Origin of the sequence: Neglectibacter caecimuris, from assembly GCF_034335015.1 — a bacterium.
In the GTDB taxonomy this organism is placed as follows: domain Bacteria; phylum Bacillota; class Clostridia; order Oscillospirales; family Acutalibacteraceae; genus Acutalibacter; species Acutalibacter caecimuris_A.
This window is the reverse complement of the sequence record NZ_JAWXXK010000001.1, coordinates 320,905-342,093: the sequence shown is the minus strand read 5'-3', so window position 1 is coordinate 342,093 and position 21,189 is coordinate 320,905. Positions and strand designations below refer to the sequence as shown.

The window sequence follows — 21,189 nt, the reverse complement described above, 5'->3', positions numbered from 1 at the left end:
CTGTGTTTTGTTCTCCATGAGATCCGCTGGAAAATTCGCCCTCGCCAAGTGAAGCTGCAAGTTCTAAAAGAAATTTTTGCCACGCTCAATAAAAAAGAAGGATAGGGGAATTCTAATTTCTGTGTTTAGAGCTTAATCCGTAAAAAAGCCGGAAGCTTGAAAAGCAGAGAGGAAGTTCCTATGAAAAAGAAAAGCAGACAGCCCTTTTTATATTCTTTGGGATTTTCGCTGTTTCTTTTGCTTACCGTGGCCGGCTTGCTCACTGTGGACTACCAGGGCAGGCGGCTGAGCTTTGGGGACAGTGATCTTCCCTTTGAGAAGCAGGACTTGCCCGGCGGGAAAACAGAGCTGCAAATCAAGCTTCTGGGCTTGGAAAAGCGAGTGAATATTACCGAAATCGACAAATTTTATAATTTTCTTCTGGATTTTAGTTGTATTCCCCACAGCTAGTTGTTATAATATAATTGGTATACCATATAGAGTGGGGAGGTGACTGCGTGAAGATCAGAGATACACGCCTTTGGGCGGTGTTTATCGCCATTGCTTTTTTATTGCTTTGGTGCGCCAGCATCGGCGTGACCTGTGCTGTTCCCGCGCAGGAGCCTTTAGCGGAGCCTATACAGGCCTCTCCCGTTCCGGAAATTCGGTTGATTGGAGTTTTAGGCTGGGGTTTAGTCGGGCTGGGATTTTTAGGTGTGGTTTTGGCGGTGGCCTTAAGCAGCAGGCCTAAACGGCGCAGAAAAGCGGTGCGCACCGTCAGCACCCCGAAGCAGCCCTATCGGGTCACGCGGTCTGTTTATACCCCTGTATCCCCTCGCCGCTATCACCGGAATATTGAAGTGAGAAGATAGACGGTTGTTGTGAGAGACGGGCGGCAGAGGATAATCAGGAATGAGGAATTAGCAATTAAGGGCGAAAAAAGACATAGTATGCTAAATTGGAATTTGGCGAACTTACGAATAGCACTAACCCCTTGCCTCCCCTGAATAGGGGAAGAAGGTTGCTTTGCAACCTTCTGGGACCACTGTTAGGTGGTGGAGAGGTTCCGGCTCGCTGGAAACCCGCACAAAACCTGTGCTTTTCTTCCCTCCTGCGGAACCCCTCAGTCACGGCTTTGCCGTGACAGCTTTCTACGCTGTCGCTTCGGTCGGTGCTGGACGGTCTCCACCGGAGACCAGCACCCCTTTCAGGGGTGAGCGCGTCCCGGTGGGGGGAAGGTCTCCAGTGGAGAACTCAGCTGTCGCTTCAGACATTGCTGAACGTGCCCCACCGGGGCACAGCAACCGCTCTGACCCGTTCTCGTTTGTCAACTCGGTCGTTGCTGGACGTGTGCCACCGGCACACAGCAACCGAGCCGACAGGCGAGACCGCTGATGCGAACCGTTCTCAGCTGTCGCTTCGGTCGTTGCTGGGCGTGCCCCACCGGGGCACAGCAACCGAGCCGACAGGCGAGAAAGCCAAGGGTGTGTGCTAAACTATAATTTAGAGGAGAGCCGCTTACTCTCCTCCTGTCATTCCTGAACAGAAAGCAAGGCAACCTTGCTTTCTCGGTGAAGAATCTCGCCCTTCGGGTCTTTTGAAGGGCGAGATTCTTCGTCGCTATGCTCCTCAGAATGACAAAAGAGGGGACTTATCCTTTTCTAACGACTAACTACTAACAGCTAACGACTAGTTCGCTAAACTAAATTTATCGACAAGCCATTCACTTTTCCCTCCTGTCATTTCTGAACAAAAAGCAGGGCTTGCCTTGCTTCTTGGTGAGGAATCTTGCCCTTTGGCTCTTTTCCCAGAAAACAAGGTCGAGATCCTTTGCCGGGAAAGCGGAGTTTACTTCGCTTTTTGCTCAGCAATGACAAAGAGGGTAGTTAATGTGATGAATTGAAATTTAACGGTTACTTACTCGCTTCCCGCCTTGTCATTACTGAATAGAAAGCAAGGAGACCTTGCTTTCTCAGGGAAGAATCTCGTTCTTTGCCCTTTTCCCGGAATTAAGGATGAGATTCTTCGTCACTTCGTTCCTCAGAATGACAGTAGGAAACTGTGTGTAAAACTATAATTTATCGCTTAACTACCGGTCGGCGCAGGAACTTCTCTCCTGCACCAAGCAGGGGCACGAGTGGCCGCAGCGCCTCGCCGCTGCTGTTCCACATTCAAAATCAGCCATCTAAAAAGGGCAGCCGGTTTTCCGGCTGCCCTTTTTCTGAGAGGGTGAAAATGATTTTGTTAAACGGCTTACTGGCAATTCTTCTTGAGGGTCTCCAGCTCGGCACGGAGCGCGGCGGGGAGCTTCTCGCCAAACTGCTTGTAGAATTCCTCTACACCGGCTGCTTCCTTGGCCCACTTTGCCTTATCGACCTCCAGAATGCCCTTCAGGGTATCGATGGAGAAGTCGCTGAGGCCTTCCAGATTGATGTCTTCAGCATGGGGCACGAAGCCAATGGGGGTCTCTACCGCGTCCACAGTGCCTTCACAGCGCTTGAGGATCCACTCCAGCACCCGGAGGTTATCGCCAAAGCCGGGCCAAATGAAGTGGCCTTCCTCATCTACACGGAACCAGTTAACGTTGAAGATCTTGGGAGCCTTGTCGCCCAGTTTTTCGCCCATTTCGATCCAGTGCTGGAAGTAGTCTCCCATATGGTAGCCGCAGAAGGGCAGCATGGCCATGGGATCGCGGCGCACCACGCCTACAGCGCCAGCAGCGGCGGCGGTGGTCTCAGAGCCGGTGATGGAGCCGATGAACACGCCATTGTTCCAGCTGCGGGACTGATAGACCAGCGGTACGGTATCGGGGCGGCGGCCGCCGAAGATGATGGCGGAAACCGGAACGCCCTTGGGATTCTCAAACTCGCTGGAAAGGCAGGGGCAGTTTGCGGTGGGGGCGGTAAAGCGGCTGTTGGGATGCGCCAGCTTATTGCCGTCCGCAATATAAGCGGGGCCGTTTACATGCTCGCCCTTCCACTCCTCGGCGTTGACCGGGGGATTCTTATCCAGGCTCTCCCACCACACGGTGTTGTCGTCCAGGTTCCGGGCCACATTGGTAAAGATAGTGCCCTTTTGGGTGGAGATCAAGGCGTTGGGGTTGGACTTCATATTGGTGCCGGGGGCCACGCCGAAGAAGCCGTTCTCGGGGTTGATGGCATAGAGCCTGCCATCTTCGCCGGGACGCATCCAGGCAATATCGTCGCCTACCGTCCACACCTTGTAGCCCTTCTTCTTGTAGCCCTCGGGCGGGATCATCATGGCCAGGTTGGTCTTGCCGCAGGCGGAGGGGAACGCGGCGCATACATATTTTACCTCGCCCTGGGGATTCTCAATGCCCAGGATCAGCATATGCTCGGCCATCCAGCCCTCGTTCTTGGCCTGGTAGGAGGCGATGCGCAGGGCAAAGCACTTCTTGCCCAGCAGCACGTTGCCGCCATAGGCGGAATTTACGGAAATAATGGTGTTGTCCTCGGGGAACTGGCAGATCCAGCGCTTCTCGGGGTCAACATCGCACTTGGCGTGAAGGCCCTTTACCCAGTCCTCACTGTCGCCCAGCACGTCCAGCACCTTCTGGCCCACGCGGGTCATGATGGACATGTTCAAAACAACGTAAATAGAATCGGTCAGCTCCACGCCGATCTTGGCGAGAGGAGAACCTACGGGGCCCATGGAGTAAGGGATCACATACATGGTACGGCCCTTGTAGGTGCCCCGGGCAATATCATAGAGCATCTTATAGGCTTCCTGGGGATCCTTCCAGTGGTTGGTGGGGCCGGCGTCCTCTTCTCTGCGGGAGCAGATCAGGGTACGGTCCTCCACACGGGCCACATCGTTGGGAGCGGTTCTGTGATAGTAGCAGCCGGGCAGCTTTTCCTCGTTCAGCTTGATCATTTCGCCGGTCTGGCAAGCCTCCTTGCGCAGGGCCTCCAGCTGTTCCTCACTGCCGTCGATCCACACGATCTGATCGGGAGTGACCAGCGCCTTCATTTCCTCGATCCAGCTGAGGACGGACTTATTGTTGGTCATGTTTATTTCTCCTTTCGCCCAATGGCAAATCAATGCGTTATTTTGGGTCCTCGTAACCCAGTTTTATTTTATCACAGGAGCGTTCGGGAATCAATGAAAAATTTGTTAAATATAGGAAAGCGGTTCAGGCAGGCTCCGTGGAAAAATTTTTTCGCTGACGGGCTTTTCTTTTATAGAAAAGGCAATGGGGAATTAGCAATTAGTAATTAGTAATTAGCGATGAAAGGAAGAGCATGGCTGCAAATTGAGATTTATCTGTCCTTTGCCGCCCCTTGCTCCGCAAGGGGCGGGGGACCGCCGATAGGGTGAGCGCGTCCCGGTGGGGGGAAGGTCTCCAGTGGAGAACTCAGCTGTCGCTTCAGACATTGCTGAACGTGCCCCACCGGGGCACAGCAACCGCTCTGACCCGTTCTCGTTTGTCAACTCGGTCGTTGCTGGACGTGTGCCACCGGCACACAGCAACCGAGCCGACAGGCGAGACCGCTGGTGCGAACCGTTCTCAGCTGTCGCTTCGGTCGTTGCTGGGCGTGCCCCACCGGGGCACAGCAACCGAGCCGACAGGCGAGAAAGCCAAGGGTGTGTGCTAAAAGCTACAATTTAGTAACCTGCTCCCAGTCAGGTCGGAAATGATCTTTCCGCACCAAGCAGGAACACGAGCGCAGCCGTCAATTTTCTCCCCTTTTTGCCGCCATGCAGGGAAGTTCTCTCGTTTTCAAGAAGATCTCAGAAAATAATCTAAGAAAATTTTTTAAAAAATTTGCCGGTTTTTCTTTTCAAATCGCCATATGTAGTGGTTGTTCGGGATAAGGGCACCAATTTCAAATTAAATTTACAGGTTAATTCTGTAAAGGAAAAATAATCTTTGTGAAATGGAGTAGAATCTACAGGATAAAAGGACGAATTATGTAAATCAGAGCTTCATTCTTTATGGAACGACAAGGAGGAAAAGCTTTTATGAAACAGAAGCTATGGAAGCGCCTGGCGGCGGGGGCACTGGCTATCTGCCTGTTTACGGCGGTTCCCGGAAACGCTATTGCCCGTACCTTGGGCGAGGTCGAGGCGGAGCAAAATAAGCTGGAGGAAGAGAAGAAGGCGCTGGAGGAAAAGCTGGAAGGCCTGCGGAACAACGAAGAGGAAAAACGGGCCTATCAGGAAGCCCTGCAGCAGAAGATCGATGTGGTGCAGACCCAGATCGATTCCGCGCGGAAGGATATTGACGAACTGAACCTACATATTACCGAGCTGACTTTGAAGCTGGAGAAATCCCAGCAGGAAATGCAGGATACCATTGACCGGTTCAAGCAGAGGCTGGTTGCTCTGTACAAGGCCGGAAATGTGAGCACGCTGGAAATTTTGCTGGATTCCAACAGCTTCAGTGATTTTGCTATGCGCAGCGAGCTGGTGAAAACCATGTCCGCCCACGATCAAAAGATGATGGACGCCATTGAAGACTATATGGAAAGCACCCAGGACGAGCGGGAGGAATGCGAGGCCAGCAAAAAGAAGGTAGCCGACCTGAAGAAAAAGCTGGAGAGCCAGCAGGAAGAGCTGGACGGGCTGTACCAGGAAAACGCCGCCGCTCTTGCCTCTTTACAGGAGGCGGAAAACGCCACTCAGGACGCCTTGGATAAAAACACGGCGGAGCGGGAAGCCAACGATAAGGAAATGGAAGAGCTGATCGCCAAGCAGAAGGAATGGGAAGAACAGCAGCGCCAGCAGGCGGCTGCCGGAGGCGGCGAATATATGGGCTCCGATGTCAACTATCCCACCGGAGGCGGCGGGGTAGAGGGCTTTAACCCCATCTGGCCCCTGCCGGGCGTCAGCTATGTATCCTGCTATTACGGCGGCTATGCGGGCCACCGGGGCATGGATATTGCCGGGTCCTACGGCACGCCGGTGGTAGCGGCGGAATCCGGCACGGTGATCGCCGCCAACGATTACGACTCCTGGGGAGATTCCTGGGGGTACTATGTACTGATCTATCACAACGGCACCTTTACCACCCGGTATGCCCATCTCAGCGCTCTGGCAGTTTCCAATGGGCAGTGGGTGGAAAAAGGCACCATCGTAGGCTATGAGGGCGCCACCGGCAATGTGACCGGCCCCCACCTGCATTTTGAAGTGTACCAGAACGGCAGCCGGGTAGACCCCATGAACTTCCTGTAAGCCCGGAAAAATAAGAATACAGAAGGCAAAGGCCGCTGCAAAATGATCCATTTTGCAGCGGCCTTTTTTAGATGCTGGATTCTAGATGCTGGATGCTGGACGGTGGTGACACCGTTATGCTCAATGAGCAATGAAGGGCAAGGATATAAGCGTTGTAAACAACGCTGTAAATGATAGTTTTACACACAGTTCCCTACTGTCATTCTGAGGAACGAAGTGACGAAGAATCTCGTCCTTAATTCCAGGGCAAAAGGGCAAAGGACGAGATCCTTCACTTCGTCCAGGATGACAGAAAAGGGGCCGTTTTCTTTCTAACCACTAACTACTCACGACTAATAACTGACATGCTAAGTCCCAATTTAGCGTATTCTGCCCTTTCCCTTAATTGCTCATTTTCCCTTCTCATGGCGTGTTACATTTTTGCCCTTTGCCGCATCTAAATGTATAGAAAACAGACGCGGAGGTGGAAGTTATGCGGGCGGAAAGAGAAATGCGGAGGCAAAAGAGGAGAAAAAGGCGCATTCGGGCCGTGGCGGTTCTTGTAGCTTTGGCGTTGTGCCTTCTCATGACCATTCGCACTTTTGGAATGTGGAAAAACGCCGCTGAGCTGGGCGGCCCGGAAGGGAACCCTTCCGGGATCTCTGCCATTGGCAGAGATCAAAAGCTTCCGCTGAACGTTCCGTTTCTCGACCAGCGGGGGGACTGGCCCACCGGGTGTGAGAGCGTTTCAGCCGTAATGGTCCTTCAATATTTCGATGTGACCGTTACAGTAGAAGAATTTGTAGATGGATACCTTCCGTTGGGAACGGCGCCCCATGAAAACGGGGAAGGGCGCATCGTAGGGTGCGACCCCCGCCTGGCCTTTCCGGGCGATCCCCGCACGGAAGGGGGCTGGGGCTGCTATGCGCCGGTGATCGAAAGCTCTCTGAAACGGTTTTTGGAGGAACGGCCCGATATGCGGCGGCTTTCCGTGGAAGCCCCAAAGGGGAATTCCCTTCCGGAGTTGTGTGAGGAATATGTCAGGCAGGGCATTCCGGTGCTGGTGTGGGCAACCATCAATATGGAACCGCCTCAAATGGAGGATTCCTTTTTTCTGGAGGAAACCGGAGAAGAATTTCAGTGGATCTACCCCATGCACTGCCTGGTGCTCACCGGCTGGGACGATACAGGCTATACCTTTAACGACCCCATGGCGGGAAAGGAGACCCATTATCTCAAAAAAGAAACAGAAGAAGCCTACGAAGCCCTGGGCAGGCAGGCGGTTGCTCTGGTACCGATGGACTAGAACCTTTGAATCATAAAGGCGAAAATGCGGGCCCTTTACAAAATGTGGTCACAGCGTGCAGTGGACACAATGAGCAATTAGCAATGGAAGGTCAAGAGCAGAGTTCACTAAATTGGGATTTAACGGCTACTCACTCGCTCTCTGCCTTGTCATTACTGAACAGAAAGCAAGGTGGCCTTGCTTTCTCGGTGAAGAATCTCGTTCTTTGCCCTTTTCCCGGAATTAAGGACGAGATTCTTCGTCACTTCGTTCCTCAGAATGACAGTTGGGAACTGTGTGTAAAACTATCATTTATCACCCGTCCTTGCTTTCCATTTCTAATTGCACCGAAGGTGCCACCACAGTCCAGCGTCTAACATCTAATATCTAGCATCTAAAACAGGCGCATCGCAGAAAAAACTGCAACGCGCCTGCTATTCTTTTAGAATTCCTTTATCCGCGGTTCTTCCTTTTTCTGTCTGTGTCGAAAGCCCCTCGCGCTGTTTTCCAGCTTGGCGTCCCGATAATTTTTTGCAATGACCACCGCGGAAAGCAGGGCAGCCCCCAAAGCAAAGGACCATCTGCCGGTGCGAAAGGCCGCAAGGGCGGAAAGTATGGAAAACAGGCCGAAGGTCACCACTGTGCGGCGCTCGTGGGGGCGGACCACCAGGATCAGGGAAAAGAAAAGGTACAGCGCCGCCAGCAGAAATACCAGAAAGCTGACGGGAAGTAAGCCCAAAAGCGCCCCAAAAGCGGCGGCAATGGCCTTTCCGCCCCGGTGATGATACAGCGGCGCCATGGCATGTCCCAGCGCCGGAGCGCAAAGGATCAGGGCGAACCACAGCCGGGAGGGGTCTACCAGGCGCATGGCGAAAAACACCGGCAGAAAGCCCTTTCCCAGATCGCAGAGAAGGCACAGAACCCCCACCGGAACGCCGGCGCTCTGAAAGGCGTTTACCGTGCCGGGATTGTGGTCGGCGCTGGCTTCATACACGTCGATCCCCTTCAAAAGCTTGGGAAGGTGATAGGAAAACAGAACGCCGCCCAGGCCAAAGCCCAGAAGGGCGCACAGAAAATAGCGAAACAGCTCTCTGAAATAGGCAAGGTTTTCCATAAGGGACGCTCCTTTCCAGATAACTTAGCTCAGATCCCGCTCCAGCAGGAAAGAAACCACAGCGCCCGCCGCATTTCTCGGGATCATCTCCTGCTGCCGGGCCCGCATTTTCTCCCGCAGGGCCTCATCGGCGGCAAGCCGGGCCGCGGCCTTTGCCGCTTCTTTCGGCTCTTCCGCAAACAGGGAAAGCCCCCGGGAGGAAAAGAACCGGGCGTTTTTTGTTTCACAGCCCGGTATGGGCCGGGTGTGGACCAGCGGAATATTTTTTACGGCAGCCTCGGTGCTGGTGAGGCCGCCGGGCTTGGAAAGCAGTACATCGCAGGCGTCCATATACAGCGCTACCTCCTTGGTAAAGGGAACGGTGCGCACCCGGCGCTCCCTGGTGAAATCCTTATCGATCTTCGCTTTCAGGGGCTCGTTATTCCCAGTGAGGATCACAATGCTTGCCTCTCTGGGGCAGGTCAGCAGCAGGTCTAATGTGAAGGAAGAAATATCTCCAAAGCCCATACTGCCCGTCATCACCAGAAAAACGGGAGCTTCCTCCGGCAGGCCCAGCTTTTTCCGGGCTGCCCTTTTTTCCATGCGCGCAAGGTACCGCCCGGAGACCGGCAGCCCGGTAGGGATCAGCCTGTCTCTGGAAAGCCCCTTTTCCGCAAATTCGGGGATCAGATCCTTGTGGGGAAGAAAATACCCGTCCAGCTCGGTCTCCTCCCAAAAGGGAATGCAGGTGTAGTCCGTTGCCACGGCATAGCAGGGAACGGAAAGCTCGCCCCGCCGTTTCAGATAGGTCAGGGTCTCGGCAGGGAATAAGTGAGGCGTTACCACGGCGGTAAAACCCTGTTCCTCAAGATAGGCCTTCAAAGGGCCGGCATAGCGGGTATTGGCATAGTAAACAGGAGATTTCCTTTTTCGGGAGCTGATGGCCCCGCCCAGCCGGTACAGGCCGCCAAACAGGGAAGGGGCTTTGGTGGCCATGCTGATATACGCGCCGCTGATGGTACGGGAGGCATGGCCCTTTGCAAAGGAAAGAGCGTCCTTCATTTCGCAGGGGATCTCCCGGCGTTCCAGCTCTTCCTTGACCGCCAGCCCGGCGGAATTGTGCCCCTGCCCGGTATTGCAGGAGAGGATCAAAACCTTCATATGCGCATTCCTCGCTTCCCATGCCAGGGAAGCGTCAAAAAACGGAGGCGATTCCCTGTTGTTCTTCCAGTCTACCACAAAAAAGCCCGGAAAGAAAGCCTTTCCGAGCTTTTTTATGGAAATCTGTGAGTGCCATTTAGTCCAGATAAAAGGTGCAGGAGAATTCGCCGCCGTTCAAAAATACCTCGCGGGTGCGGGAATCCCGCAGAATGGCAATATTCTGTACGGATTTCTCCGGCAGCTCCAGAAAAGTGCGGCTGCCGTTTTTGACCAGAAGCTTTTCCCCTGTTCGCAGAAGGCAGGGATCTTCCTTCACGAGAAGATCTTGAGCCTCCGCAATGGGAGCCATATGAAGGATCCCGTTTTTCAGAGAAAGCTCCCTGGGAAGAGACAGGGCTCCCGCCCGCACGGCGTTTTCCGGAACGACGCGATCCCAGTTAAACAGCCAGCCGATCACGATCCGGCGTCCGCTGTTGTCCAAAAAGGTCTGGGGCGCGTAAAAATCGCTTCCCCGTTCCGGCTGCTGAAAGCTTTCCGGAGTAAAATGCTCCCCGTCAAACTCTCCTGTGACAAACTGGGCGGAATGGGTGTCGTCCATTCGGGAGAACATCAGCACCCATTTATCGCCTAAGGGAAACAGATCGGGGCATTCCGGCACCGGGCCATGTTCCCGGCTTTGAAAGAGGGGGCCTATGTACTCCCAGTGCAGCAGATCCGGAGAGCGGAACAGCAGTACGGAAGCTAGACCGTCCTTTCCCGCCCCACAAACCATGCGGTATTCGTCTTGATAAACGAATAGCTTGGGATCCCGGAAATCCCTGTTTTCCGGGTCGAGAGGGCTTTCCGAAATTACCGGGTTTTCCACTAGCTTCGTGAAGTGAGCTCCGTCTTCACTGATTGCCATAGACTGGGTTTGCCCTCTCTCTTTGGAAACGGAGGTGTACATGAGGTACAGCCTGCCGTCCTTTTCCAGGGCGGAGCCGGAAAAACAGCCGCCGCCGTTTTCATAGGGCATATCGGGATACAAAGCGATGGGAAGCTCCTTCCAGTGGAGCAGGTCATCGCTTACCGCATGGCCCCAGTGCATGGGCCCCCACTTGGGGGCGTGGGGATAATGCTGGAAAAAGGCATGGTATTTTCCCTTGAAAAAGCAAAGGCCGTTGGGATCGTTCATCCACCCGTTTTCCGGTTCAAAATGATATCGCATGCGGGGAATTTCCGTTGTCATAGAAAAACTCCTTTTTACAGAACAGTGATGGGGGAACTTTTTGATTTAGGGCCATACCGCATAATTCTAAAGAGGTATATTACGGCAGAAATTTTTTTGACAAAGCGCAGAAAGGACGCACGGGCGGGCTGATGCCCGTTTGAGTACTTTCACGAAAAGTAGACCGTGAAATACTTTGAGACGGCAGTTATAAATGGTGTGGTATTGCCTTAAGATTTTTTGGGTGTTTCCCTGGGTAGATACTCAAGCAAATCAGAAACGGAACAATGAAGAACCTCACAAATTTTGTCAATTTGGTCAATTTCGATTCTTTTTGTTTCTTCGTAATACATTTTTGAAATAGTGGCCGGCCTTATACCGGTCAGTGTCGCCAACGCTTTTTGTGTCATCTTATGTTTTCCAAGCAATTCTGATATTTTGATTCTGATCATTGCTATTCCCCCTTTCGTGCCTTTTTGAAGAATAGCAAAATTCCTGTGAGAAATCCATTCAAAAGAAATAAAATTACCTTTATAGTAATTTTATATTGCATAAAAGTGATTTTGTGATATTATTTTGCCAGAGGTGATTTTATAAAAAAAAGAGAAGTACCCTCCTTGTCGGAACCTTGCTGCGGTTCCTGTGCTCATTTTATCCGGCACCATGTGTTTCAGTGGAAAAATCGGAAAGCCCGGTATCTTCCCTGTGGATGCGGGCACTGTCTGTACAGAAATTTGCGGCGGAGTCTGACGCCATATACCGCTTCCTGCAAGAAGTACAAGCCTCAGCCTATTCGTTTCCGATTAAAGCGGCGGGTTTCATGGAAAAGCCCGAAATAGCCCAAAAACAGGAAAAATGAAATATGCTGTCGAATGCGGAGCTTTCCCGGAGGTGTTTTTTGTGAAAAAATGGAAAAGGCTGTCGAAAAAAGGTGGACACTGCGGGGGCCGAAGGACAATCAATTCATAGCTTGCAGCTGCGGCCATTGCGTGTACCGTCCCGAAGAGATCTGCTATACGGAGAGAACAGCCCCTGTGGCAACTGTGAGCCCGGCTGTGAGCCGATCACTCTCCACCTGAAGCGCCATGTATTTCAGAAATAGAAGCTGCTTTGCGGGTAGGGGGCGGTTGTGTCGGTGTGCCAGTTATTTAGAAAAAAGGCCGGGGCAAAAGCGTTACAAGCAACGCCTGACAAATTGTGATGCGGTAAATTTATAGTTTAGTACTCCAAGGCACCCCTTGCACGGTAAGGGGTGCTGGTCTCCGGTGGAGACCGTCCAGCACTGACCGAAGCGAAGCGGAGAAAGCTGTCAGCCGAAGGCTGACTGAGGGGATTGAAACTAACGACTCTATGGTACTTCCTGCGTGTGACCGATTCCTTCCACCGTCTATGCGGCAGTCCCCGCAGACTGCAAAGCAGTCTGTTTTCCCTCTATCAATAAGAGGAGGCAAAGAAAAATCACTTTTGCTTTGGGCTGTTTGCTATAGCAATAAAAGCTCTCCTCCGAAAAAGGCCGCTTCCCGCTCCTCGTGGGTGACAAGGAGCACGGTCTTTCCGGCGGTTTGCGCTTTGAAATATTCCATGGTCAGGCACCTGGTGGCCTCATCCAGGCCCTGAAAGGGCTCATCGGCCAGCAAAACGTCGTATTCTGCCGAAATCGCCCGAAGAATGGCGACCCGGCGCTTCATGCCGCCGGAAAATTCCCGCAGGGGCTGATGAAGGCTGTCCCCCAGCCCCAGCCGGGACAAAAACGCTTCCGCTTCCCGGCGGGAAAGGGCGGGGGAAACCATACGCAGGTTGGAAACGGCGCTGACGCCCTCGCAGAGCCGGTCCTCCTGAAACACGGCGCTTTTCCGCCGCTCCGCCATGCCGGAGATCTGACCGGAATCCGGAACCTCCAGCCCTAAAAGCAGCCGGAGCAGGGTGGTTTTCCCGCAGCCGGAGGGGCCCATGATACAGGTGGTCTTTCCCTCGGAAAACCGACAGGAGAAATTTCGCAAAACAGTTTTTTCACCGAAGGATTTCTCGATATTTTTCAGCTCGATATCCATGAAACGCCTCCCTCCTTAGCTCCTGTCCCGAAATAAGACGTGCGCAGATTGCGCCGTCAGATTTTCAGCCAGATAAGGCGATTTTTCGCGGGCGAGCTGTCGCCCGTCAAGGAAAACCAACGATGTATGGTTGAAAATGTGCAAGCAAGATGTGTGTGGTTTATTTTGGGATAGGCTCTTAAGCTTTTTCCAGCCGGCAAAGCGCCCGGTCCAATAAAAGCAGAAACAGCTTTTCAAACAGCAGGCTGATAAGAATGATGATGAGCGTCCAGGCAAAAAGCCGGGGCGTTTCCAAATAGATCTTTGCCTCGTACAGCCGCTCTCCGATAGAGCCGTCCGGCAGGCCGATGACCTCTGCCGCCACGCCCGCCTTCCAGCAGAGCCCTAGCCCGGCGGCACAGGCGGAGCGGAAAAAGGGCATGAGCTGCGGCAGATATAAATACCGCAGGCGACGGGAAAAGGGAACGCGAAACACCGCCGCCATTTCCGAAAGCTCCCGATCCATACTCTGCGCGCCTGTCAGGACATTGGCGTATAAAACAGGCATGCCCATCAGGAAGGAGATCACAACGGAAAGGTTTCGGGAGGGTACCCACAGCAGCACCAGAATGATAAAGGAGGCCACCGGCACAGCGCGCACCGCGCTCATCAGGGGAGCGGTAAGCTCCCGCAGCAGGGAAAACCGGGCCGCCAGCGCAGCCAGCAGTGTTCCCGCAAGGCAGGCCAGCAGAAAGCCCAGGGTGATGCGGGAAAAGGAAAACAGCACGGCACGCCAGAAATCTCCGGTGGGGAGAAGCTCAAACAGACAGCGCAAAACAGAAACTGGGGAAGCGAGCAGAAGCTCCTGGCCCAGCCCCATGGCGGCAAGCTGCCAGAGAAGCAGCCAAAAACCCGCCGCCAGCAGTTTTTTTCCAAGGCGGGGAAGTCCGGCTTTCTCGTTTTGCTTATCCCCCATAGTAGAAGTCATCACCGGGCAGCTTGCCTCCGATCGCCTTGGGATTTTGATCAAAGAGAACTTGAAGGTAGCCGGAAAGCTTTTCCTTCAGCTCTGCTCCGGCCACGAAGGTGATGTTGCACTCCGGCAGGGCTTTTTTCGCCACGGCCTCCGGCACGATATCATAGCTTCCCACCAGGGCGGCGGCCCCCTCGGTATCGGAATTCACATAGTCTACCGAGGCTTCATATTCCTTCAGGAACTGCTGCACCAGCGCCGGGTGTTCCTCGGTAAATTCTTTTCTTGCCACCACCACGCCGGTGATCAGCGTTGCTTTTTGATCTCCCTCAGAGGAAAGCTTTTCCCATTCCTCATTGAGATCCAGGGCTACCCGGATCCCTTCATTTTTTGCCTGGGCGGTGGTCACAAAGGGCTGGGGCAGCATGGCAATGGCGTTTTCCTCCGCCGCCAGGGCCGCCACACACTCGGAATGCTCCGATTTCCACTGAATGGAAACGTCCTGCTCCGGATCAATGCCGTTTTGGGAAAGCAGGTAGGAAAGGGCATACTCCGGCGTGGAGCCCTTGCCGCTGGAATAGATGGTTTTCCCCCGCAGATCCTCCACAGAGTGAACCGTATCCCCGCTTTCCACAAGGTACAACACCCCCAGGGTGTTGATGGCAAGCACCTGAAGTTTTCCCTCGGTGTTGTTGTAAAGCACGCTTGCCAAATTAGCGGGAACGGCGGCAATATCCAGTTCACCCTGAATCAGCTTGGGAGTGATCTCATCGGCAGAGGCAGCAATGGTAAAGGTAAAATGGGGTTCGGCGGCCGCCTCCTGGTCCGCCATCAGCTTGACCATACCCATGGCGGTAGGGCCCTTCAGCGCCGCCACATTGGCGGAGCCCGGATCGCCCGCGGAGGAGGCGGGAGAACCGGAAGCAGGCGCGGAGCTTTCCGGCGTCAGGGAAGCGGGCCCGGAGGAGGACAAAGCCCCGGAGGAAGCCGGACCTTCCGAGCAGCCGAACAGCGTGAGACAAAGCAGCAGGGCAAGTGCAAGAGACAAAAGCTTTTTCATAGATCATCGACCTTTCGTTTGTTTAGATTCTAGATGCTAGATTCTAGACGCTAGAGGAAGGTGGCACCTTCGGTGCAATGAAGCAAGGGCAGGACAATGAGGAATGAGCAATTAGCAATGAAGGACAAGGATGGTAGAGCGATAAATTGTAGTTTAGCGAACTAGCTGTTAGTTGTTAGAAAAGGGCAAATCCTTTCTTTTGTCATTCTGAGGAGCGCAGAAAGCTATAGCTTTCTTGACGAAGAATCTTGCCCTTAATTCCAGGGCAAAAGGGCAAAGGACGAGATTCTTCACTTCGTTCAGAATGACAGATAGAAAGCAAGCGGTTCGCCGCCAAATTCCAATTTATCGAACTATGCCCTTAAAATTGCTCATTTCTTATTACTCATTGCTCATTCTGTATTGCCCTCTGAATTTGGTGCGGCAGCCCATGTCTACCGTTTTCAGTGTAGCAGCCGAAAGAAGCTTTTCCGGTACTCGATAAGTCCCTCCGCCTTCATGCGGGAAAGCTCCCGGGAAAGGGCGGCGCGATCTACATTCAGGTAGCCTGCCATGGCCTCCCGATCCAGGGGGATCGTAAATTCCGGGCTGCCCCGCTCCTTTGCCATGTGCAAAAGGTAGACCTGTACCTTTTCCCGGACACCCCGGCGCACCAGGCAGTCGATGCGGTCATTGAGCGTCAGGGATTTTTCCGCCACGGCGGCAAGGAAATTCCGGGTCAGCTGGGTGTGCTCCGGGCAGGCGCTTTCACAGGGGGAGGAAAGCTGCCGGGCCGGAAAAAAGATCACGGAAAGGGGCGTTTCCGCCCTGACAAAAACCGGGCTTTTCTTTTCCCGGCTGGCGGCCACCAGAACCCCCAGAAAGCTGCCCTGTTCCAGCAGCGTAAGGATCAACTCCTCGCCATGCCTGCCCAGTTTCAGGGAGGCGGCGTGGCCGGAGAGCACCAGGCCTACATTCTCCGCAAGCTCGCCTTCCCGCAAAACAAGCTCTCCGGCGGCAAATTCCCGCCGGAAGGCCTGAAGGCAGGAAAGCATGGAGAAAAGCTTTTCCCGGGAAATGCCCTGAAAAAGCCCTGAGCCCTCCAAAACCGCCTGTTCCTCCTGTGTCAGCTCCATGAATTCCTCCTGAATTTCGTTGCTATAGCAACATTTTTGAGCAAGGCTATTGTAGCATGACAGGGGAAAAAACGCAAGATAAATTTATAACAGGGAGCAATTAGAAATGAGCAATGATAGAAGCAAGGGCACAAACGCTGTAACAGACACAAGCATTGCAAGCAACACTTGATAAATGATAGTTCAGCGGACTAGTCGTTAGAAAAGGGAAAGACCTCTTTTTTGTCATTCTGAGGAACGCAGAAAGCTATAGCTTTCTTGACGAAGAATCTCGCCCTTAATTCCTTGAAAAAGGTCAAGGACGAGATCCTTCACCGAGAAAGCAAGGTTTTCCTTGCTTTCTGTTCAGTGATGACAGGTGGGTGGTGTGTGGATAACCGCTCAATTCCAATTTATCTGCTTGCTTGCGGTTGAGTCAGGAACTGCGCTTCTGTATTTGTCAGCTTCACGAGCGGCTGCGGCGTTTTGCCGCCAAATTCCAATTTATCGAGCGTTAGCTATAACTCCTGTGTTGCTTGCAGCGATTGTACCCGTGATCTTCCTGACTGCGCATTGCACTGCCCCTTCTAATACAAATAGCTGATGGCTAAAGCAGCTGATCGCCAACAAAACAAAGGCTGCTGCAAAATTTGGCCTTTTGCAGCAGCCCATTTTTTCACGTATTTTGTTATTTTTCCAGCCGTTCAGAAGGGCGCGAAGCCTTTTCTTCAAGGCTCTTTCGGAAAGTCCGGTACCGCCTGCCACACCATGGCATTTTCCCGAATTTCGGCGGTGAGCCTGCCGAGGCTTTTCAGCCAGGTGAGGTAAGAGCGAAGAGTGCTGCCGATCATGGCATGCTGCTCGAAGGTCATGGTGAGGCCGTAAAGGGTGAAAAGCTCCTTTAACAGCTCCTCGGCGGTGCGGGGGACTTCGCACAGGGAAACGATACGGTCTCCCACCTCAAGGATCTTTTCCCGGTTCCGGTGGACAAGCTCCGAGATGTCCGTTGTGGGTTCGGCGTGAGAGGGAACAAACAGAGAGGCCTCCAGCTGCTCCAAAGCGTCCAGAGTATGCAGAGCCGTTCCCACATCATAGAGATAGGAAACGCCGTATTTTTCCAGGGTGGCCGGGCTTACCACGGCGTCCCCCAGGAACACCACGTTGTCCGGAGTGCGAAAGCCCGTCATGTGCAGGGAATGGCCCGGCAGGGGGATGCTCTCCAGTTCCCTGGGAAAATCCGGGTGAGAAAATTCCAGCGCGTCGCTTTCCTGGGCCATCAGGAATTTGTGCCGCAGCTCCTCCGGCGGGCAGCCGCCGTACAGAAAGGAGGGCTCCAGAACAGGGTACCGGGTAAAGGCGTTTTCCACACCCCTGGCAAAGACCTGACAGCCTGTCTGCTCCTGCAAATAGCGGTTGCCGCCAATGTGGTCGGCATGGGAGTGGGTGTTCAGGATCCCCTGAAGCCGCCAGCCCTTCTGCTCCAAAATCTGCCACAGCTTTTTTCCCGCGTCCTTCTTATTGCCGCTGTCAATGAGGTACACCCGGTTTTCCCCCGCCAAAAACACCCCGATCTTCGTGGGGCAGTCGATATAATGAGTCCGCCCGGAAACAGGAATCAATTCATACATGAGAAAGAACCACCTTTTCAAAAAGTAGTTTGTTTGACGGTAAAAGACGATAAATTGTAGTTTAGCGCTCTTAGGCTCCACTTGAGGCAAGGGGAGCTGTCACGGCAAGGCCGTGACTGAGGGGATTGAAACTGGCGGTTTTATCTCACTTTCTGCGTGTGACTATCCCATCCATCGCCATACGGCGGTCCCCCTTCCCTTATAAATAAGGGAAGGCTTTTTCTCGCCGCCAATTCCAGTTTATCGCCCTATGCCCTCATAATTGCTCATTCCTCATTGCTAATTTCTAATTTTTCATTAGAAGTACCAAGTCGGGAACAACCGCAGGGCGTTGATGTAGGCCCTGTCGGCCGGCATGCCGGAGATCACCGGGAAATAGACGCAGAACAGAATCAGGCAGCCGGCCGTGAGGCACCAGGGAAACAGAGCGGCAAGGGACAGGGAGCGCCCCCGCATCTTCAAGGAAAGTCGGCCCAGCTGGGTTTCGGGGAGCTTCGCGAAAACCCCTGTCAGGGCGATGATCAAAAACGGCACCGCTGTAAAATAGTGGTAGATAAAGGTAAGCCGGGGCACCAGCGCCCAGGGAAGATACACGGAAAGGAAACCGCAGAGCACCACGGCGGCATAGACCTTCCGTTCTCTGACCCACTGCACCCCCGCAGCCAGCAGCGCCGGGATCCCCGCCCACCACAGAAGGGGATTTCCAAGAGCGGAAATGGTGCTGTAGTGGCCCTGGGCGTCTGCCGGGTTGCCGGAGAAATACCAGATGGGCCGCACCACGAAGGGCCATTCGTACCACGGGGAGGCAAAATAGTGCTCCGCCACCAGCTGGGAATGGTAATTGAACATGGTGGTCTGGTACCGCCAGAAGCACTCCCACAGGCTTGCGCGGTTGTGGGACAGGGTAGTCAGGGGAAGATAGGCCGCAAAATACAGGCCGAAGGGAATCGCAAGGAAGAACAGACAGCACCAGAGGCAGAGCTTTAAGGAGACCCGCTTCAGTGGGAGAAGCTCTTCCCTGTTTCGCACCGCGTCCCGGAAGGAAAGGATCAGCTTACCGAAGAACAGGGCGGCAAGACCCAAGGCGCCATAGGCCGCCGTCCATTTGGAGGCGATGCCGAGACCTGTGAAAATGCCGCAGAACAGCAGGGGGAGAAGGAGGCGCTTCATGCTGTCCTTCAGAAGATCCCGGCGGAGGAACACCACCATGGAATCGTACATCAGCAGCAGGAAAAAGACGGCATAGGTGTCAATGGTGGCAATGCGGGTCTGGGTAAAGCGCATGAAATCCAGGGCAAACAGCAAAGTCCCCGCGCAGCAGAGAGAGGTTTTGCCGAAAATCTGCTTGAGAAGGTGGTACAGCACCGGCAGCATCAGCACACCGAACAGGGTCCCCATAAACCGCCAGCCGAAGGGATTCATGCCAAAAATGCGGATCCCCAGGGAAATGATGTATTTCCCCAAAGGCGGGTGAGTGTTTTCATAGGGCTCCAGGCCCAGAATATGCTCATAGGCCGTGCGGGCATGGTAGATTTCATCGAAATAGGTGGAATTTTCATAGCTGGTGTAGAAGGGTATCGTATTTTGCTCGTCGATGAGCGCCGCGCCGCCGGTCCCCAGCTCCGTCAGAGAGGCAAGCTCTGTTCTTCCCTGAAGTTTCAGGCCGATCTCGTTCAGCACGGAGCTGCCGTCCAGGGAAGTCAGGCGCAAGTAACTGCCCGGCTCTTCCAAAAAGAAATGGGACCAGGCAAACACATAGGTGCTCTCCTCGTTCAAATTGCCGCAGTTTTGCCAGGTGTTCCCGTCCCGGCTGGTTTCAATTTGAATGTTTCCCCCGGTTCTGGCAGCCCGGTGCTCCCCGTCGGGAGCGAGGCCGGGAAGGTAGTAAAGCGCGTCGCAGTCAGCTTCCGCCCGGAACACCACGGACTCCCCCTGGGCCGGGGTCCAGGAGGTAAGGGCCATTTCTCTGTTCCCCAAATGCCAGAAGGAAACGATACAGCAGAGGCCTGTAATGGCGGCGGCCAACAGCAGGTCAACGGGCGTCAGCCCGGTGTTTTTCAAGCTCTCCCGGGGCCAGGGCCTGCTTTCCCGAAGAGGCCGGGGCCTTTCCCGCGCCGGAAGGCAGGCGATTCCCAGGGCGTACAGGGTATACAGGATAGCGGCGGCTTGCAGCCCGGAGATACACCGGGCGTACAGGGCGTTGGGATCGTAATTCCCCCCCAGATCCTGGAACAGGTACATCACGTGGGCAACATTGAGATACCCCGGCGCGGAAAGAGCAGCAAAGGCCCGCAGCAGGCGCTTGTCCGGAATACAGAGAAAGCTCAGCAGCAGAAAAAGAAAGGCCGGGTACAGGTACCGCTCGTGCATTTTTACGCCGAAGAGAAACATCACCGCCATCAAAAGCACGGGACAGGCAAACAGCGTTTCCTTTCTTTTGGAAAAGAAGAGCAGCCCGCCGCACAACAGGGTGGCGGCAACAGGCGCGGCATAGGTCAAAAGCTGGAAAAGCGCTCCCTCCGGCAGGGTTTTCCAGTTCCAACCCATAAGAGCCCAGAAATTATAGGCGTTGATGCTGTAAAAATTGTAGTAGTCCAGAGTGTTTTGGTATTTTTCCGGCAGCCAATGGAAATCAAAGTTTGTGGTAAAGGGCAGGGCCAGCACCAGGATCGCGCCTAAGGCACAGAGAACACCTAAGGGCAGGCGGCTCCACTTTTTTTGCTTGATGGTGAAAAACAGGTAAACCGGGGCAAAAATCAGCATTTGCGGCTTGCAGGCAATACTGACCCCGTAAAGCAGGGCCGAGGGAAGATACCATTCCCGGTAGAGCAGCAGCACAGAGCAGAAGAGGATCGCGGTGCAGAAGGAATCCACCTGTCCCCACAGGGCAGAATTGATGAGGATCACCGGGCAAAAGAGATAGGCGGCGCAAACCAGCAGAGCCGTTTTTTCCCCCAGCTTCCGTTTGCCCACCCAAAGCAGGCCCCCGGCGCAAAGAAGATCCGCCAAGAGGGAGGGGAGCTTCAAAAGCAGGGTGTAAAGCGGTGCGTCAAAGGGAATGTTCAGGGCCATGCGCAGCTTTTCCGTCAGCAGCAGGATATAAAGATAGCCGGGAGGATAATCCAGATACAGATCGCCACGATGATAGATCTCCGGAAGTCCGGTACGCTCCAGGGCGTAGGCCCAGGCCTTGAAGGTGTCCAGATCGGACTGAAAGCTTTCCCCATAATAGCCCAGAGAAAGCCGAAGAGTGAGAGCGGCGAGAAAAAGTCCCCCTGCCAGCACCGCGAAGGAAGAGGACTTCAAGCCTTCCTTTTGCGGGCGTTTTCCGAGAAAGGCCAGAACGCCTCCGGAAAAGGCCGCCGCCAGTAAAATTTCCGTACCCAAGGGCTGTTCCTCCTCTCCTGGAAATTTTTTGAAAAGACGATTGACTATTTCCCCGTTTCAGAGTAAGCTAAAAGTGATTAGTGGAAAAAGGTGTTTTTTTAAGTGTACCTTTTTCCGG

General features: G+C 53.9%; 15 protein-coding genes. 4 read left to right on the top strand and 11 right to left on the bottom strand.

From position 1 onward, the window contains the following. The first annotated feature begins 180 nt into the window (after positions 1 to 180). Both U8T64_RS01520 and U8T64_RS01515 read left to right on the top strand, forming a co-directional pair. The gene (locus U8T64_RS01520) at positions 181 to 450 is read left to right on the top strand and encodes a hypothetical protein (RefSeq protein ID WP_322180261.1); all 270 of its coding nucleotides are present in this window, start codon (positions 181 to 183) and stop codon (positions 448 to 450) included. A gap of 47 nt (positions 451 to 497) precedes the next feature. Beyond that, entirely contained in the window at positions 498 to 851 is a 354-nt protein-coding gene (locus U8T64_RS01515; RefSeq protein WP_322180259.1) for a hypothetical protein, read from the top strand. Between the two features lie 1,381 nt (positions 852 to 2,232). On the opposite strand, the gene U8T64_RS01510 is transcribed toward U8T64_RS01515, so the two are convergent. After that, on the bottom strand, positions 2,233 to 4,008 hold the full coding sequence (locus tag U8T64_RS01510) for a phosphoenolpyruvate carboxykinase (GTP) (protein ID WP_322180257.1): 1,776 nt from the start codon (positions 4,006 to 4,008) through the stop codon (positions 2,233 to 2,235). 954 nt (positions 4,009 to 4,962) lie between these two features. Here U8T64_RS01510 and U8T64_RS01505 point away from each other — a divergent pair. Together U8T64_RS01505 and U8T64_RS01500 are read left to right on the top strand one after the other, a co-directional pair. Then, positions 4,963 to 6,174: a murein hydrolase activator EnvC family protein gene (locus U8T64_RS01505; protein WP_322180255.1), complete on the top strand. Its 1,212-nt coding sequence runs from the start codon at positions 4,963 to 4,965 to the stop codon at positions 6,172 to 6,174. A 529-nt stretch (positions 6,175 to 6,703) separates the two neighbouring features. After that, positions 6,704 to 7,459, top strand: coding sequence for a C39 family peptidase (locus U8T64_RS01500; protein WP_322180253.1), 756 nt, complete (start codon positions 6,704 to 6,706; stop codon positions 7,457 to 7,459). 421 nt (positions 7,460 to 7,880) lie between these two features. Here the strand turns inward: U8T64_RS01500 and U8T64_RS01495 are convergent, their stop codons facing one another. From U8T64_RS01495 to U8T64_RS01450, 10 genes are all read right to left on the bottom strand, one after another. Further along, positions 7,881 to 8,552: a glycerol-3-phosphate acyltransferase gene (locus tag U8T64_RS01495; RefSeq protein ID WP_322180252.1), complete on the bottom strand. Its 672-nt coding sequence runs from the start codon at positions 8,550 to 8,552 to the stop codon at positions 7,881 to 7,883. Positions 8,553 to 8,576: 24 nt separating this feature from the next. Next, positions 8,577 to 9,692, bottom strand: a complete 1,116-nt coding sequence (locus U8T64_RS01490; RefSeq protein ID WP_322180250.1) for an MGDG synthase family glycosyltransferase — start codon at positions 9,690 to 9,692, stop codon at positions 8,577 to 8,579. 136 nt (positions 9,693 to 9,828) lie between these two features. Further along, on the bottom strand, positions 9,829 to 10,920 hold the full coding sequence (locus tag U8T64_RS01485) for a glycoside hydrolase family 32 protein (protein ID WP_322180248.1): 1,092 nt from the start codon (positions 10,918 to 10,920) through the stop codon (positions 9,829 to 9,831). Between the two features lie 209 nt (positions 10,921 to 11,129). Further along, complete coding sequence (locus U8T64_RS01480) at positions 11,130 to 11,351, bottom strand: helix-turn-helix domain-containing protein (protein WP_322180246.1); 222 nt, start codon at positions 11,349 to 11,351, stop codon at positions 11,130 to 11,132. Between the two features lie 1,029 nt (positions 11,352 to 12,380). Beyond that, positions 12,381 to 12,950 carry an ATP-binding cassette domain-containing protein gene (locus tag U8T64_RS01475; RefSeq protein WP_322180244.1) on the bottom strand — a complete coding sequence of 190 codons (570 nt, stop codon included), beginning with the start codon at positions 12,948 to 12,950 and terminating at the stop codon, positions 12,381 to 12,383. A 178-nt stretch (positions 12,951 to 13,128) separates the two neighbouring features. Beyond that, positions 13,129 to 13,917: an ABC transporter permease gene (locus U8T64_RS01470; protein WP_322180242.1), complete on the bottom strand. Its 789-nt coding sequence runs from the start codon at positions 13,915 to 13,917 to the stop codon at positions 13,129 to 13,131. Continuing rightward, positions 13,895 to 14,962: an ABC transporter substrate-binding protein gene (locus tag U8T64_RS01465; protein ID WP_322180240.1), complete on the bottom strand. Its 1,068-nt coding sequence runs from the start codon at positions 14,960 to 14,962 to the stop codon at positions 13,895 to 13,897. The genes U8T64_RS01470 and U8T64_RS01465 overlap by 23 nt, the downstream gene beginning before the upstream one ends. Before the next feature lie 443 nt (positions 14,963 to 15,405). Then, a complete protein-coding gene (locus tag U8T64_RS01460) occupies positions 15,406 to 16,077 on the bottom strand; it encodes a Crp/Fnr family transcriptional regulator (RefSeq protein WP_322180239.1) in 672 nt (223 codons plus the stop codon). Positions 16,078 to 16,784: 707 nt separating this feature from the next. Next, entirely contained in the window at positions 16,785 to 17,684 is a 900-nt protein-coding gene (locus U8T64_RS01455; RefSeq protein ID WP_322180237.1) for an MBL fold metallo-hydrolase, read from the bottom strand. A gap of 297 nt (positions 17,685 to 17,981) precedes the next feature. Then, positions 17,982 to 21,071 (bottom strand): glycosyltransferase family 39 protein, encoded by a 3,090-nt coding sequence (locus U8T64_RS01450; protein ID WP_322180235.1) that lies wholly within the window; start codon positions 21,069 to 21,071, stop codon positions 17,982 to 17,984. Positions 21,072 to 21,189: the final 118 nt, after the last annotated feature.

Bases quoted from the DNA above. Each gene is read 5' to 3' on its own strand.
- U8T64_RS01520 (WP_322180261.1), top strand. From the start codon at position 181: ATGAAAAAGAAAAGCAGACAGCCCTTTTTATATTCTTTGGGATTTTCG.
- U8T64_RS01510 (WP_322180257.1), bottom strand. From the start codon at position 4,008: ATGACCAACAATAAGTCCGTCCTCAGCTGGATCGAGGAAATGAAGGCG.
- U8T64_RS01505 (WP_322180255.1), top strand. From the start codon at position 4,963: ATGAAACAGAAGCTATGGAAGCGCCTGGCGGCGGGGGCACTGGCTATC.
- U8T64_RS01495 (WP_322180252.1), bottom strand. From the start codon at position 8,552: ATGGAAAACCTTGCCTATTTCAGAGAGCTGTTTCGCTATTTTCTGTGC.
- U8T64_RS01490 (WP_322180250.1), bottom strand. From the start codon at position 9,692: ATGAAGGTTTTGATCCTCTCCTGCAATACCGGGCAGGGGCACAATTCC.
- U8T64_RS01485 (WP_322180248.1), bottom strand. From the start codon at position 10,920: ATGACAACGGAAATTCCCCGCATGCGATATCATTTTGAACCGGAAAAC.
- U8T64_RS01480 (WP_322180246.1), bottom strand. From the start codon at position 11,351: ATGATCAGAATCAAAATATCAGAATTGCTTGGAAAACATAAGATGACA.
- U8T64_RS01475 (WP_322180244.1), bottom strand. From the start codon at position 12,950: ATGGATATCGAGCTGAAAAATATCGAGAAATCCTTCGGTGAAAAAACT.
- U8T64_RS01470 (WP_322180242.1), bottom strand. From the start codon at position 13,917: ATGACTTCTACTATGGGGGATAAGCAAAACGAGAAAGCCGGACTTCCC.
- U8T64_RS01465 (WP_322180240.1), bottom strand. From the start codon at position 14,962: ATGAAAAAGCTTTTGTCTCTTGCACTTGCCCTGCTGCTTTGTCTCACG.
- U8T64_RS01460 (WP_322180239.1), bottom strand. From the start codon at position 16,077: ATGGAGCTGACACAGGAGGAACAGGCGGTTTTGGAGGGCTCAGGGCTT.
- U8T64_RS01455 (WP_322180237.1), bottom strand. From the start codon at position 17,684: ATGTATGAATTGATTCCTGTTTCCGGGCGGACTCATTATATCGACTGC.